We start from the raw sequence: 14,615 nt of genomic DNA, 5'->3' as shown, positions 1-14,615 counted from the left end.
AGCGTGCTGTGCGGGGCTTCTGGCTGTCCGGGGTTCCGGCGCCGCCGCGTTCATGCGGCAGGATGTGCCCCATGACGAGCGTGCACCGGAAGCGGCAGTCGGAGCCCACCGCGTCCTCCTGGGTCGTCCGGCCCACGGAGCAGGACGAGGTCGCCGCGGCGGGCAGTGAGCTGATCGGCGGCCCGGTGGGCAAGCGGGCGGCGATCGGCCTGGGCTGGTGGACACCGGTACGGGTGATCGTGCTGACGGCGCTGGGGATGTTCGCGCTGGGCATGGTGCAGAAACTGCCCTGCTACAACGGCGGCTGGTTCTCCGGGCAGGGCAGTCAGTACGCACACGCGTGCTACTCCGATATCCCGCACCTCTACAACGGGCGGGGCTTCGCCGACAACCTGGTGCCCTATTTCGACCGCATCCCGCAGGAGACCTCCGGCGGGATGGAGTACCTCGAATACCCGGTCCTCACCGGGCTCTTCATGAAGGTCGCGGCCTGGATGACGCCCGGCGGCACCATCGTCGACCAGGAGAAGGCGTACTGGCTGATCAACTGCGGCATGCTGATGGTGTGCGTGGCGGTCATCGCCGTGTGTGTGAGCCGCACCCACCCGTTCCGCCCCTGGGACGCCCTGCTGGTCGCTCTGGCACCCGCCTTCGCGCTCACCTCGACGATCAACTGGGACCTGCTGGCCGTCGCACTGACCGCCGCCGCGATGCTTCTGTGGGGACGCAGCAGGCCGCTGGCCGCCGGGGTGCTGCTCGGTCTGGCCACCGCCGCCAAGCTGTATCCGCTGCTGCTGCTGGGCCCCCTGCTGCTGCTCTGCTGGCGGGCCGGACGCTGGCGGGCCTTCGGGGCCGTGACGCTCAGCACCGTGTTCTCCTGGGCCTGCGTCAACGTGCCGGTGATGCTGTGGGCCCCGGATGGCTGGGCGAAGTTCTACACCTTCAGCCAGGAGCGGCCGGTGGACTTCGGTTCCTTCTGGCTGATCATCTCGCAGCGCACCGAGAACCCGTTGGAGGACGCGAACCTCTACGCCATGATCCTGATGCTGCTGGGCTGTGCCGCCCTCGCGGTCCTGACTCTGTACGCCCCGCGCCGCCCTCGCTTCCCTCAGCTGGCCTTCCTCGTCATCGCACTGTTCATCCTGACCAACAAGGTCTACTCACCGCAGTACGTGCTGTGGCTGATCCCGCTGGCCGCCCTGGCCCGCCCCAGGTGGCGGGACTTCCTGATCTGGCAGGCCTGCGAGGTGATCTACTTCCTCGGCATCTGGATGTACCTCGGTTACAACAGCAGTGGCGACGACCACCAGGGGCTGCCGCAGGAGGGCTATCAGCTGGTGATCCTCATCCATCTCGCCGGGACGCTCTACCTGTGCGCGGTGATCGTCCGGGATGTGCTCATGCCGGAACGCGATGTGGTACGCCGGGACGGTACCGACGATCCCGCGGGAGGAGTGCTGGACCGGGCGCCGGACCAGTTCGTGCTCGGCTACACCGCACGGAGCCGGCGGGCCGCCGCGGAGAGGGGCGACGCCGGACTCGGCGGCCCGGTGGGCTGGGGCACACCACCGGACGGACAGCCGGTCGCCCGGCCGGTCGGAGGGTCGGCCGGAGGGCCGGTCGCCCCGCTGGGTGAGTGAATCCCGGCCCCCGGTCCCGGCGCGTGTTTCACGTGAAACATGTGTGAGGGTGGACCCCATGCCACTCGTGGGTGATCTCCGCACGCTGCTGCGCTTTCCCGGGTTCCGCCGACTCCTCACCGTACGGCTGCTCTCCCAACTCGCCGACGGTGTCTATCAGGTGGCTCTCGCCACCTATGTCGTGTTCTCCCCGGAGAAGGAGACGTCCCCCGCCGCCATCGCCGCCGCGATGGCGGTGCTGCTGCTGCCGTACTCGCTGCTCGGGCCCTTCGCGGGTGTGCTGCTCGACCGGTGGCGCAGGCGCCAGGTGCTGCTTTTCGGCAACCTGTTGCGCGCCGGGATGGCGCTCTGTACGGCGGCGCTCATTCTGGGCTCCGTCCCGGACTGGCTGTTCTATCTCTCCGCCCTCTCGGTCACCGCCGTCAACCGCTTCATCCTGGCCGGTCTCTCGGCCGCCCTTCCCCGGGTCGTCGACAAGGAGCGGCTGGTGATAGCCAACTCCCTGTCCCCGACCGCCGGAACCATCGCCGCCACTGCCGGGGGCGGCATCGCCTTCCTGGTGCGTCTGCTCGTCCCGGGAGGCAACGCGGCCGACGCGCTGGTCGTCACGGTGGGTGCCGCCGTCTATCTGCTGGCCGGTCTCGCCTCCCTGCGGATGCACCGCGATCTGCTCGGTCCGGAACCCTCTCGGGTGCAGCCCCGTTTCACCGCCGCGGTGGCGGGCACCGCGCGCGGCCTGCTCGCCGGACTGCGGCACCTGGCCGAGCGGCGCACCTCCGCCCGTACGCTCGCCGCGATGGCGCTGATGCGCTTCTGCTACGGGGCGCTGACGGTGATGCTGCTGATGCTCTGCCGTTATGCCTGGGGCGACGACGGCCCCGAGGGCGGGAACGCGGACGGGGGACTGGGGCTGCTCGGCCTCGCGGTCGGCATCTCGGCCGGCGGCTTCCTCGCCGCGGCGGTCATCACCCCGTGGGCGGTGGGACGGGCCGGGCAACTGGGCTGGCTGGCCATCTGCGCGGGCTCAGCGGCCGTACTGGAGCCCGCACTTGGGCTGACCTTCGCCCCCGTGCCGATGCTGATCGCCGCCTTCGTGCTGGGGCTGGTCACCCAGGGCTCGAAGATCGCAACCGACACCGCCGTCCAGTCTTCGGTCGACGACGCCTACCGGGGCCGGGTGTTCGCGCTCTACGACATGCTCTTCAACGTCGCCTTCGTGGGCGCCGCGGGGGTGGCCTCGCTGATGCTCCCGCCGGATGGCCGTTCCGTTCCGCTCGTCCTCACCGTGGCCCTGATCTACCTGGGCGTGGCTGTCGGAATGGCCCGCTTTCAGCGGCAATAAAGCATGGCTGGAACGTCACAACTGTCACATCGATGCCACAGGTTGAGCCCTGCGTGCGCAGGCGCCCTCCTTTATCGATAACTTATGCGGGTCACGTCGCGCACCGCGGCAACTGCAGCCACCTGAACCAGAGGAAGACCCCCATGAGCACTCCGCCCCAGGGCCAGAACCCCTACGGCCAGCAGCCCCCCGGCCAGCCGGGCCCTGGCCAGCCGGGTCCTGGCGGATACCCCGGCGGCGTCACCATGCCGCCGCCCGCGCCCACAGGCACCTCCAAGGTCAAGAAGATCTTCGTCGGCATCGCCGTGGTCGCCGCCATCGCCATCGGCGCCGGCATGTGGATATCTGGTCAGGATGATGCGGACCAGGCCAAGAAGGGCGACTGCGTCGTCAACAAGGGCTCCAACTTCAAGCCGGACGTCGAGGTCGTGGACTGCACCTCGTCCGAGGCCGAGTACAAGGTCGCCGAGAAGCACGACGGCCAGGGCGAGTGCGACCGCACCAAGTTCTCCGAGTACTCGGAGACCAAGGGCAGCGACGTGCTCTTCACGCTCTGCCTGGCGCCGCACAAGCCGTAACCGGCAGCAGCGGTCGGTGTCAGCGGGGCGGTGCCTCCCGTTCCGCGTCCTTGTTTCACGTGAAACGAGGACGCGGGGAACGGGGGCACCGCTCCGTCACTGCTGGGCCGCCCACCACTCCTTGAGCGCGGCGGCCGCGGCCTCCCGGGACATCGGCCCGTGCTCCAGCCGGAGTTCCAGCAGATGCTGGTACGCCTTGCCGACCACGGGCCCCGGCCCGGTCTCCAGGATCTGCATGATGTCGTTCCCGTTCAGATCCGGGCGGATCGCCTCCAGCTCCTCCTGCTCCTCCAGCCGCGCGATGCGCTCCTCCAGACCGTCGTACGCCCGTGAGAGCGCCGATGCCTTGCGCTTGTTCCGCGTCGTGCAGTCCGAGCGGGTCAGCTTGTGCAGCCGCCCCAGCAGGGGGCCCGCGTCCCGGACGTAGCGCCGCACCGCCGAGTCGGTCCACTCGCCCGTCCCATAGCCGTGGAAGCGCAGATGCAGCTCCACCAGCCGGGAGACATCCCGCACCAGCTCGTTGGAGTACTTGAGCGCGGTCATCCGCTTGCGCGTCATCTTCGCGCCCACCACCTCGTGGTGGTGGAAGGAGACCCGGCCGTCCTTCTCGAAACGCCGCGTCCTCGGCTTCCCGATGTCGTGCAGCAGCGCCGCCAGCCGCAGCGTCAGATCCGGCCCGCCCTCTTCCAGGTCGACCGCCTGCTCGAGAACGATCAGCGAGTGCTCGTAGACGTCCTTGTGCCGGTGGTGCTCGTCACGCTCCAGCCGCAGCGCCGGAAGCTCCGGCAGCATCCGCTCGGCGAGCCCGCTGTCCACCAGCAGCCGCAGACCCTTACGCGGGTGCGGCGCCAGCAGCAGCTTGTTGAACTCGTCGCGCACCCGCTCGGCGGAGACGATGTCGATACGGTCCGCCATCTCCTTCATCGCGGCCACGACGTCGTCCGCCACCGTGAAGTCCAGCTGGGCGGCGAAGCGCGCCGCCCGCATCATGCGCAGCGGGTCGTCCGAGAAGGACTCCTCGGGTGTACCCGGAGTACGCAGCACCCGCCGTGCCAGGTCCTCCAGACCGCCGTGCGGATCGATGAAGACCTTATCCGGCAGCGCGACCGCCATCGCGTTGACCGTGAAGTCCCGGCGGGCAAGATCCTGACCGATCGAATCTCCGTAGGACACCTCGGGCTTGCGGGAGGTGCGGTCGTACGCCTCCGACCGGTACGTCGTGATCTCGATGTCGAAGCCGGCCTCGGCACCCGCGCCGCCTGCGCCGCCCGCGGCGCTGTATTTCTTGCAGCCCACCGTGCCGAAGGCGATGCCGACGTCCCAGACCGCGTCCGCCCAGGGCCGCACGAGCTCCAGTACGTCCGCCGGATGCGCGTCCGTGGTGAAGTCCAGGTCGTTGCCGAGCCGCCCCAGCAACGCGTCACGCACCGAGCCGCCGACAAGGGCGAGGCTGTGACCGGCCCGCTGGAAGCGACGGGCGAGATCGTCGGCGACCGGCGACACCCGCAGCAGCTCACTCACGGCCCGCTGCTGCCCCTCGGTCAGCTCCTGGGCAGGGGCCACCGGCCGCTCCGCTCCCTCGGGCCACCCCTCCGGGGAGGGCTGCGGCGCCGGCTGGGGCGTCCGCTCGGGCTGCTCTGTCTGCTGGCTGTCATCGTTGGCGTTCGGCACAGCAGGACAGGTTACGTTGACCTTCCGGTCGGCGTACCGGGCGTCCCCCGGCCCGTCCGCGCCACATGGTGGCACCGCGGCACTTCCCCGGCCGGGACATCGTTACCATCGGGGGTTCAGAACCACCACACCCACCCACGACGCAACGACGGGACGGAAAACGCGTGGCCGAGGCGGCTGAGATGCAAGGCACCCCTCCCGCTCCCGCCCGCAGGCGACTGCGGCGCGCCGCAGTCGCCCTGATCGCCGTGATGCCGCTGCTGGGTGCCGCAGTCCCGGCGCAGGGGGCTCCGACGGGGCAGTCCTCCGCCTCCCTCTCCGCCCAGACCGCCCAGTCGCGCCAGGCGTCTTACGACTCCGCGGCAGCTCCGGCGTCCGCACGGTCCCCGCAGGCCCCCAGCGCGCCCCGCGGGTCCCGTACGACCGACGTCTCGGTCAACGCCATCACACCCGCCGTCCCGGAACCGGGCGGCACGCTCACACTCGAAGGCACCATCACCAACAAGGGTGACGCGACGATCGGCAACGCCCACCTGGGCCTCCGCCTCAGCTCCGCGATGAACAGCCGCAGCACTCTGGACCAGGCCTCGCGGCGCACCGGCTTCCTGCTCAGCGCGGACGGGCCGGAGATCCCCGGTCAGACGAAGAAGATCAAGGCACTGCGTCCCGGCGTGACCCTCGACTTCTCCCTCACCGTGCCGGTCGACGAGCTCGGACTCGGCCCCAGCGGCGTCTACCACCTCGGCGTCTCCCTCACCGGCCAGACCAAGGCGCGGCCGTACCCGCAGATCCTCGGCATTCGTCGCAGCTTCCTCCCCTGGCAGACCACCGAGGCGCAGACGAAGACCGAGCTGACGTACATGTGGCCGCTCATCTCCTCCTCGCACCTGACCGCGCGGACGGAATCCGACGAGCAGCAGACGCCCGTCTTCCGCGACGACGAACTGGCGAAGGACATCGCCCCGGGCGGCAGGCTGCAGCAGCTGGTCGCGCTCGGCTCGAAGCTGCCGATCACCTGGGTGGTCGATCCGGACCTGCTGGCCAGCGTCGACGCCATGACCGGGCCCTACGAGGTGCGCACGGAGGACGACAAGACCACGCCGGGCAAGGGCCAGGAGCAGGCCAAGCAGTGGCTCAACAGCCTCCAGGAGGCGGTGGAGGGGGAGGAGATCATCGCACTGCCCTTCGCCGACCCGGATCTCGCCTCGCTGGCCCACCGCGGCAGAGAGGTCGGGGGCACACTGAGCCGTCTGCGCCCCGCCACCGAGCTGGCCGTGGACACGGTCGAGACGATCCTGCACATGACCCCGAACACCGACTTCGCCTGGCCCGCCGAGGGCGCCGTCGACTCCTCCGTCGTGCAGGTGGCCACCTCCGGCGGCGCCCACAACGTCATCGCCCGCAGCGACAGCCTCCGCGAGGGCGGCCTCCACTACACGCCGACGGGTGCGCGCCCCATCGGCGGCGGCACCACGGCAGTCGTCGCCGACCACGGGCTGTCCACCGCATTCAGCGGGGACATGTCCCGCGCCGGGGCGGCCACCCAGGCCGTGCAGCGGTTCCTCTCCGAGACCCTGACCATCACCCAGCAGGTGCCGAACCAGCAGCGCAGCCTCGTGGTGGCACCGCAGCGGATGCCCACCGTCTCGCAGGCGCAGGCGATGGCCGACGCGCTGCAATCCCTCTCCGGCGGCGACCGGTGGACCACGGCACTAAGCCTGCCGAAGGCGGCGAAGGCCAAGCCCGATCCGTCCGCGAAGCGCTCCGTGCCCGGCCCCGGCTCCTACCCGGGCCGACTGCGCAAGCAGGAGCTGCCCGCCGAGGCGTTCCTGGACGTCCAGGAGACCCAGGGGCTGCTGGGCGACTTCCGAAAAATCCTCACCCAGGAGGACAAGGTCGTCACCCCCTTCGGGAACGCCATAGACCGTGAGGTCTCCAACTCCTGGCGCGGACGCCCCGACGAGGCGGCACGGTTCCGGAACTCCGTCCAGGGCCGGCTGAAGGGGCTCACCCGCAAGGTGGAGCTGATCCAGAAGTCGGACCTGACGCTCTCCGGGCGCAGCGCGACCATCCCGGTCACCGTGCAGAACAACCTGCTGCAGGGGGTGAACGGACTGGAGCTGCGCCTGAAGTCCAGCCGCAGCATCGGACTGGAGGTCCAGGACGGTCAGCCGGTGGCGGTGGACGGCGGACACAGCCAGTCGGTGAAGTTCGAGACGACGGCGAAGGCCAACGGCCGGACGACGGTGACCGCCCAGCTCTTCACCGCGGACGACAAGCCGTACGGGCCCCCGATGGACTTCCAGGTCAAGGTCACCTCCATCACCTCGACCGTCCTGCTGGTCATCGCGGGCGGGGTGCTGCTGGTCGTACTGGCCGGGATCCGGATGTACACGCAGCGCAGGCGCCGCGGACCGGCCCAGGATCCGGAGGCTCCGCTGGATCCCGACGCGCCCCTGGACGACGCGTCAGAGGAGGAAGAGGACGAGGACGAGAGCGGCGAGGGCACGGACGAGGGGACGGACGAGGGGACCGCCGACGCCGGGCAGCCGGGTGAGCGGCGCCCGGACACCACCGCCGAAAGCGGGGGGCCGCAGGACACGGGTGAGAAAGTGGACCGTTGAGTCAGCTGGGCGAGCAGGGCAGGGGTAGGTGGCAATGAACGCGCCGTACGACGATGAACCGGGTGAGACGCCCGGCGGTTCGCCGTCGCCCGACGACCCCTACGCCCAGCCGGAAGCCTCGCAGCACCAGGACCCGTACGGCCGCGGGCAGGACCCGTACGACCAGGACCGCTACGGCCAGGACCGCTACGGTCAGGGCCAGGCAGGGCAGGGCCAAGGTCAGCAGGGCCAGGCACCCTACGGACAGCACGGCTACCCGCGGAATCCGTACGGGCAGGACGGCCACGGCACCAACGGCCCGGACCCTTATGGCCCCGGCCCCTACGGCCAGGATGCCTACGGCCAGGGCTCTTACGGCCAGGCACCCTACGGGCAGGGCGCCTACGGGCAGGACCCCCACGCCCAGGGCTCCTACCCGCCAGGCTCCTACCCGCCGGACGCCTATCCGCCGGCGCCGTACACCCCGGACGTCCCGGACCCCCGCCAGCCCGGCGGCGGCTACCCGCAGGGCGGCCCTCCGCAGAACGCGTACGGCCAGAACGCCTACCCGCCCGACCCGTACCTCGGCACCGGCGCCCCCCAGGACCCGCGCGTGGACCCGCGGGCCGATCCCGGCCTGGACCCCAGGGTCGATCCGCTGACGGACCCGCGCTACGACCGGCCCCGGCAGCCCCCGCTCCCCGGCGACCGTCCCGACCCGCACGCACAGCAGAGCCAGCACCCGTACCCACAGCAGCAGCAACACCAGCAGCAACACCAGCAGCAGGCCTCCCACGCTCCCGACCCGCGCCAGTGGGCCCCGGAGACCGAGTGGCCCACCCAGTACATGCAGTACGCCAGCGACCCGTCGACGATCCAGTTCAACGGCATCAACGACCTGCTGAGCCAGCCGCCGCCGAACCCCGGCTACGCCCAGCCCAGCGCGCCGCCCGCCGGCAACGACCCCTTCGCGCACCTCTACCGCGACCAGCAGCAGCCACACCACCCGCAGCACGGCCAGCCAGGCCAGTACGGCCGGCAGGGAGGCCATCAAGCGGGCGGGAGAAGGGACCAGCAGTACCCGGGCCCCGGAGAGCAGCCGCCCCCACCCCCGGGGAGTCCGGCCCCCGCGGGGGCCGCACAGCCCCAGCCCGGAGGCAAGGGCGGGGGCAAGGCCGCCGGACTGCTGCGTTCCAGCGCGATCATGGCCGCCGGCACCCTGGTCTCGCGGATCACCGGTTTCCTCCGCTCGGCGCTGATCGTCGTCGCCCTCGGCGCGACCCCTCTGGGCGAGACGTACCAGCTCGCGATCGTGCTGCCCACCATGCTGTACGTGCTGACCGTGGGCGGTGGCCTCAACTCCGTCTTCGTGCCCCAGCTCGTGCGCGCGATGAAGGAGGACCGGGACGGCGGCCAGGCCTACGCCAACCGGCTGCTCACCGTCGTCGCCGTGCTGCTCGGCCTGCTGACGATCGCCGCCGTCTTCGCGGCGCCTCAGCTGCTCCGGCTCATGTCGGTGAAACTCGCTGAGGACAAGGACGCCAGCCAGGTCGCCGTCACCTTCATCCGCTACTGCCTGCCGTCGATCTTCTTCATGGGCATCCATGTGGTGATGGGGCAGATCCTCAACGCCCGCGGCCGCTTCGGCGCGATGATGTGGACGCCGGTCCTCAACAACATCGTCATCATCTTCACCATCTCGCTCTTCCTCGCCGTCTACGGCAGCGCCGGCACCTCCGGGCTCGACGTCCGGACCATCCCGCCGGAGGGCGTACGGCTGCTGGGCGTGGGCACCCTGCTCGGGCTCGTCGTGCAGTCGCTCGCCATGATCCCGTACCTCCGGGCGGCCGACTTCCGCATCCGGCCCCGCTTCGACTGGCGCGGACACGGCCTCGGGAAGGCCGCCAAGCTCGCCAAGTGGACCGTGATGTTCGTGCTGGCCAACCAGGCGGGCGTGCTGGTCGTCACCCAGCTCTCCACCTGGGCGGGCTCCGACGCGTACGACGATGGCCACCCGGGCACCAACTACATCGCCTACTCCAACGCCCAGCTCATCTGGACGATGCCGCACTCCATCATCACCGTCTCGGTGATGGCGGCCCTGCTGCCCAGGCTGGCGCGCTCAGCCAGCGACGCCGACAACGGCGCCGTGCGCGACGACATCTCCCAGGGACTGCGCAACTCCGCCGTCGCCATGGTGCCCATCGCCTTCGGCTTCGTCGCCCTCGGCATCCCGATGTGCACCCTGATCTACGGCTCCGGCGGCACCGAGGCGGCCCAGTCGATGGGCTACATGCTGATGGCCTTCGGCCTCGGCCTGATCCCCTACTCCGTGCAGTACGTCGTGCTGCGCGCCTTCTACGCGTACGAGGACACGCGCACGCCCTTCTACAACACCGTGATCGTGGCCGCCGTCAACGGCGCGGGGGCGGGCCTGAGCTTCCTGCTGCTGCCCGCCCAGTGGGCGGTCGTCGGCATGGCGGCCTCCTACGGCCTGGCGTTCATCATCGGCGTCGGCGTCGCCTGGCGGCGGCTGCGCGAGAAGCTGGGCGGCGACCTGGACGGCGCGCGCGTCGTCCGTACCTACGCGCGGCTCAGCGGCGCCAGCCTGCCGGCCGCGCTGGCCGCGGGCGGCACCGCGTACTGGGTGACGCAGCAGCTCGGCAGCGGCATGGTCGGTTCGACCTGCGCCCTGCTGGCAGGCGGCTTCGTACTTGCCGTCGTCTTCGTCCTGGTGGCGAAGCGGATGCGCGTCCAGGAGATCAACGCCATGGTGGGCATGGTCCGGGCCCGGATCGGCAGGTGACGGGACGGATGACCGAGCGGATGACGCACGAACGGCAGGCGGGGGCGGAACGGGTGACGGAAACGTGACGACGGCCGCCGAGCACAACCATCCGGCACCACCGTGTGTCGTGCATAGCGGTGGGCTGTAGGCACAATGATCTCTGGGCTGTTCTGAGAACCCGGCGGCAAATCGATTGGGGAGGCAGGAACGACGGTGGTGGAACGGAGCACAGCCGCCGTCGACGTGGCCAGCACGAGCGGCGAGGAAAAGCCGCTGTCCGCCGAAGCGGGCGGGGCCACGGCCGACGGTGTGAGCGACGGTCACGACGACAGGGACACCACCACCGAGCCTGAGGCTGATACCGAGGCCGAGGCCGAGGCCGCGACCGGGCAGGATCCGGCCGAGCAGGCACCGGCGCCGGAGGACGGGGCGGACGCGGAAGAGGCGACCGAGGCCGCACAGGACACCGACGGTGAGGCCGGTGAGACCGAGGCACCTCCCGCGCCACCGGAGCCTGACACCACACCTGCCGTATCTTCCGCACCAGCCACAGCTTCCACACCGTCCGCACAGCCGGCCCCACCACGCGAACTGCACAGCGGCCACAAACTCGCACAGCGGTACCGGTTGGAGGAGTGCGTCACCCGACTGGACGGCTTCAGCAGCTGGCGTGCCGTGGACGAGAAACTCCGCCGCGCCGTCGGCGTCCACCTGCTGCCCGCCGACCACCCCCGCGCCCGCCCCGCCCTGGCCGCGGCCCGCTCAGCGGCGCTGCTGGGCGACCCCCGCTTCGTCCAGGTCCTGGACGCCGTCGAGGACGACGACCTCGTCTACATCGTCCACGAGTGGCTCCCGGACGCCACCCCGCTCACCGAGCTCCTCCTCGCCGGACCGCTCACCGCCCACGAGGCGTACCAGCTGGTCACCCAGCTCGCCCAGGCGCTGGCCGCCGCCCACCGCGAGGGTCTGGCCCATCTGCGGATCACTCCCGCGTCCGTGCTGCGCACCGGCTCCGGCCAGTACCGCGTCCGGGGCCTCGCCGTCAGCGCCGCGCTGCGCGGGGTGGCCAGCGACCACCCGCAGCGTGCCGACACCGAGGCGATCGGCGCACTGCTGTATGCCGCCCTCACGGCGCGCTGGCCGTACGAGGAGGACGCCTACGGCCTGGGCGGTGTCGGGGCACTCGCCGACACCCTGGTCGCCCCGGACCAGGTCCGCGCGGGCGTCCACCGCGGCCTGTCCGAGCTCGCCATGCGCGCCCTGGTCAACGACGGCGCCACCGCCTCCCGCCAGGAAAAGCCCTGTGCCACCCCGGAGGAGCTGGCCAAGGCCGTGGCGGTGCTGCCCCGTATCCGCCCCCCGGAGCCCACGTTCAGCACTCCTCCGGCCTATCGGCGCACCGGGCGGCCGTACGGGCCCGGTGGCGCGGCACAGCCGGGTGCGGGCGGGCCCACCGGGCGTACGGCCCCCCCACCACCCACTCCACCCGCGCTGCCCGGCCGTACCGGCAAGGCACTGAAGTGGGGCGTCTCCGCGCTGCTGATCGCCGCGCTCGGACTGGGCAGCTGGCAGGTCGCCGACACGCTGATGAACCGTGACACGCATACCGACCGCCCTCCGGCCCAGACAGAGGACAAGCCGGATCCGGACCCCGTGAGCAATGCCCCGATCAAGATCGTCGACGGGAAGGACTTCGACCCGTCCGGCGACGGATCGGAGAACCCGGAGTCCGTCCCCAAGGTGTTCGACGGGGACCCCGAGTCGTTCTGGTACACCCGCAACTACTACGGGCAGCCCGACTTCGGCAATCTCAAGCCGGGCGTCGGCGTCATCCTCGACCTCGGCAAGTCCCAGGAGATCAGCAGCGTCAAGGTCCGGTTCGACGGCGAGACCTCCGCAGAACTGCTCGCCGCGCCCAAGGACACCGACACCATGCCGAGCACGTACGAGGCCTTCCGCAAGCTGGCCGACGACACCGGCCAGCGTCTCGACCACACCGCCAAGAAGCCGGTCACCACGCGGTACGTACTGGTCTGGCTGACAAAGCTCCCGCTGGCGACCGACGGCAACTATCGTGGCCGGATCACGGACGTCCGGATCTCCGGCTGAGCGGAGCAACGGGCACCGGGTCCGGGAAGGGGGTGCGGTGAGCGACAGCGACACGACGGGCCATCCCGTTCCCCGCCCCGGGGAGGAGCCTCCCAGCGACCGTGAGCTCCTCGACCTCCACGTGGCAGGCGAGCCGGACGCCTTCAGTGAGCTCGTCCGGCGGCACCGGGACAGGCTGTGGGCAGTCGCTCTGCGCACCCTCGGCGACCGCGAGGAGGCCGCCGACGCCGTACAGGACGCCTTGGTCTCCGCCTATCGCGCCGCCCACACCTTCCAGGGGCGCTCCGCCGTCACCACCTGGCTGCACCGCATCACCGTGAACGCCTGTCTGGACCGCGCCCGCAAGACCGCCTCCCGCCGCACCTCACCCACCGACGACATCGAGCGCCTCGATGCGCTGCTCGCCCCACACGAGTCGGCGGCGGCACCGGCCGAGCGGCAGGACCTCCACCGGCAACTGATCGCCGCGCTCGCCCGTCTGCCCGCAGAGCAGCGTGCGGCTCTCGTCCTCGTGGACATGCAGGGCTATCCGGTCGCCGAGGCGGCGCAGCTCCTCGACGTCGCGGTCGGCACGGTGAAGAGCCGCTGCGCGCGGGGCCGTGCCCGGCTGCTGCCCATGATCAGCCATCTCCGTCGTGACGGGATGCCGGCGGACGGCACACAGCAGCACAGCAACCCACGGGACGACGACCGGGGAGGGTCCGAAGAACGGAACCCTGCCAGGCGGGCATCCGTCCCATCATCGAGGGACATCCCGCAGGATGCCCCAGGACCGGGAGCAACAGCCCAGGGCGGAGGTGGCAACAGCGCATGACCCCCACTTCCGGCACACCCGGTACCGGCGGGCGCGAGCAGGCCGAGCACCCCGAGATCGCGGAGATCTCGGCGCTCGGCGAGGGCCTGCTCGCTCCGGCACACGGCGAGCACATTGAGGCGCATCTCGCGGAGTGCGTTTCCTGCACGGACGTACGCGACTCACTGGACGAGATCCGCGACATCCTCGGGGCCCTTCCCGTCCCGACGCACATGCCCACCGATATCGCCGATCGCATCGACGCGGCGCTCGCGGCGGAGGCGGCGGCTCCCGGCCAGATCTTGGTTTCACGTGAAACACGCGGCGTTTCACGTGAAACCCACGGCACAGGGATGGCGTCGGCCGGAGGCGCGCGCTCGTCTCCCCCGCACACCCCCCGAGCCGCAGACTGCCCCGCCGGACGGCCGCCCGGCGGCAGGAGCACGGGCACCCCCGGCGGTCCCGGCCGTACCCCCCGGCCGCGCCGCTGGCGCCGCGCACTCCTCGCCTCGGCGGGCGCGCTGGCCGCCCTCGGCCTGGGCGGGGTGCTCATCATCCAGGGCACCACGGACGACCCCGAGCGAGCCGCCACAGCGGACCGCAACTCCGCACAGGAGACGAGCCCGCGCGACGCGCAGCGGGACAGCGGCCAGAAGAGCGAGGGCGGTGCTGCCGCCCAGGATCTCGGGCCCCGGGTACGCGCTCTCCTCGCCGAGCAGGGAACCTCCGCTCCCGAGGTCGGCAGCAAGCAGAGCCCGGGCGGCCCGTCCCCCCTCGAAGGGGGCGAGAAAACCCTCCCCAGCTGTGTACGGGAGGGGATCGGCCGCTCCGAGTCACCGCTGGCCGCCGATCCCCGTGCTCCCTACCGTGGGGAGCCCGCTTACCTCGTGATACTGCCGCACATCGGGGACACCCGCTTCGTCGACGCCTATGTCGTCGCCCCGGACTGCACGACCGGCTCGGCCACAGGTCCGGGAGAAGTACTGGGGAAGCACACCTTCGCACGGGAGTGACCAGCCCCTCCCGTGCGGCGGCATGCCAGGGAATGTCTGCCCCTTAGGATCCGTTGGGTGGGGTGAAAGCCTCGCCAG

General features: G+C 71.0%; 9 protein-coding genes. 8 read left to right on the top strand and 1 reads right to left on the bottom strand.

Annotation, left to right across the window (positions count from 1 at the left end):
- Window positions 1–71 precede the first annotated feature (71 nt).
- The 3 genes from LHJ74_RS04705 (at window position 72) to LHJ74_RS04695 (ending at window position 3,560) form a co-directional block, all read left to right on the top strand.
- A complete protein-coding gene (locus LHJ74_RS04705) occupies window positions 72–1,640 on the top strand; it encodes a glycosyltransferase family 87 protein (protein WP_260216221.1) in 1,569 nt (522 codons plus the stop codon).
- Window positions 1,641–1,698: 58 nt separating this feature from the next.
- Window positions 1,699–2,982, top strand: a complete 1,284-nt coding sequence (locus LHJ74_RS04700; RefSeq protein ID WP_260216220.1) for an MFS transporter — start codon at window positions 1,699–1,701, stop codon at window positions 2,980–2,982.
- 143 nt (window positions 2,983–3,125) lie between these two features.
- Window positions 3,126–3,560 carry an LppU/SCO3897 family protein gene (locus LHJ74_RS04695; RefSeq protein WP_260216219.1) on the top strand — a complete coding sequence of 145 codons (435 nt, stop codon included), beginning with the start codon at window positions 3,126–3,128 and terminating at the stop codon, window positions 3,558–3,560.
- A gap of 96 nt (window positions 3,561–3,656) precedes the next feature.
- On the opposite strand, the gene LHJ74_RS04690 is transcribed toward LHJ74_RS04695, so the two are convergent.
- On the bottom strand, window positions 3,657–5,105 hold the full coding sequence (locus LHJ74_RS04690; protein WP_375546672.1) for a CCA tRNA nucleotidyltransferase: 1,449 nt from the start codon (window positions 5,103–5,105) through the stop codon (window positions 3,657–3,659).
- 308 nt (window positions 5,106–5,413) lie between these two features.
- On the opposite strand from LHJ74_RS04690, the gene LHJ74_RS04685 reads away from it, so the two are divergent.
- The 5 genes from LHJ74_RS04685 (at window position 5,414) to LHJ74_RS04665 (ending at window position 14,537) form a co-directional block, all read left to right on the top strand.
- Window positions 5,414–7,855, top strand: coding sequence for a DUF6049 family protein (locus LHJ74_RS04685; RefSeq protein ID WP_260216217.1), 2,442 nt, complete (start codon window positions 5,414–5,416; stop codon window positions 7,853–7,855).
- 34 nt (window positions 7,856–7,889) lie between these two features.
- Entirely contained in the window at window positions 7,890–10,640 is a 2,751-nt protein-coding gene (gene murJ, locus LHJ74_RS04680; RefSeq protein WP_260216216.1) for a murein biosynthesis integral membrane protein MurJ, read from the top strand.
- Between the two features lie 195 nt (window positions 10,641–10,835).
- Window positions 10,836–12,731 (top strand): protein kinase family protein, encoded by a 1,896-nt coding sequence (locus tag LHJ74_RS04675; protein ID WP_260216215.1) that lies wholly within the window; start codon window positions 10,836–10,838, stop codon window positions 12,729–12,731.
- Window positions 12,732–12,768: 37 nt separating this feature from the next.
- Window positions 12,769–13,545, top strand: coding sequence for an RNA polymerase sigma factor SigM (gene sigM / locus LHJ74_RS04670; RefSeq protein WP_260216214.1), 777 nt, complete (start codon window positions 12,769–12,771; stop codon window positions 13,543–13,545).
- Window positions 13,542–14,537, top strand: a complete 996-nt coding sequence (locus LHJ74_RS04665) for an RsmA family anti-sigma factor (protein ID WP_260216213.1) — start codon at window positions 13,542–13,544, stop codon at window positions 14,535–14,537. The genes sigM and LHJ74_RS04665 overlap by 4 nt, the downstream gene beginning before the upstream one ends.
- Window positions 14,538–14,615 lie beyond the last annotated feature (78 nt).

The organism is Streptomyces gossypii (genome assembly GCF_025165795.1).
Classification (GTDB): Bacteria; Actinomycetota; Actinomycetes; order Streptomycetales; family Streptomycetaceae; genus Streptomyces; species Streptomyces gossypii.
This window is presented reverse-complemented; position numbering and strand designations above follow the sequence as displayed.

Bases quoted from the DNA above. Each gene is read 5' to 3' on its own strand.
- LHJ74_RS04705 (WP_260216221.1), top strand. From the start codon at position 72: ATGACGAGCGTGCACCGGAAGCGGCAGTCGGAGCCCACCGCGTCCTCC.
- LHJ74_RS04700 (WP_260216220.1), top strand. From the start codon at position 1,699: ATGCCACTCGTGGGTGATCTCCGCACGCTGCTGCGCTTTCCCGGGTTC.
- LHJ74_RS04695 (WP_260216219.1), top strand. From the start codon at position 3,126: ATGAGCACTCCGCCCCAGGGCCAGAACCCCTACGGCCAGCAGCCCCCC.
- LHJ74_RS04685 (WP_260216217.1), top strand. From the start codon at position 5,414: ATGCAAGGCACCCCTCCCGCTCCCGCCCGCAGGCGACTGCGGCGCGCC.
- murJ (WP_260216216.1), top strand. From the start codon at position 7,890: ATGAACGCGCCGTACGACGATGAACCGGGTGAGACGCCCGGCGGTTCG.
- LHJ74_RS04665 (WP_260216213.1), top strand. From the start codon at position 13,542: ATGACCCCCACTTCCGGCACACCCGGTACCGGCGGGCGCGAGCAGGCC.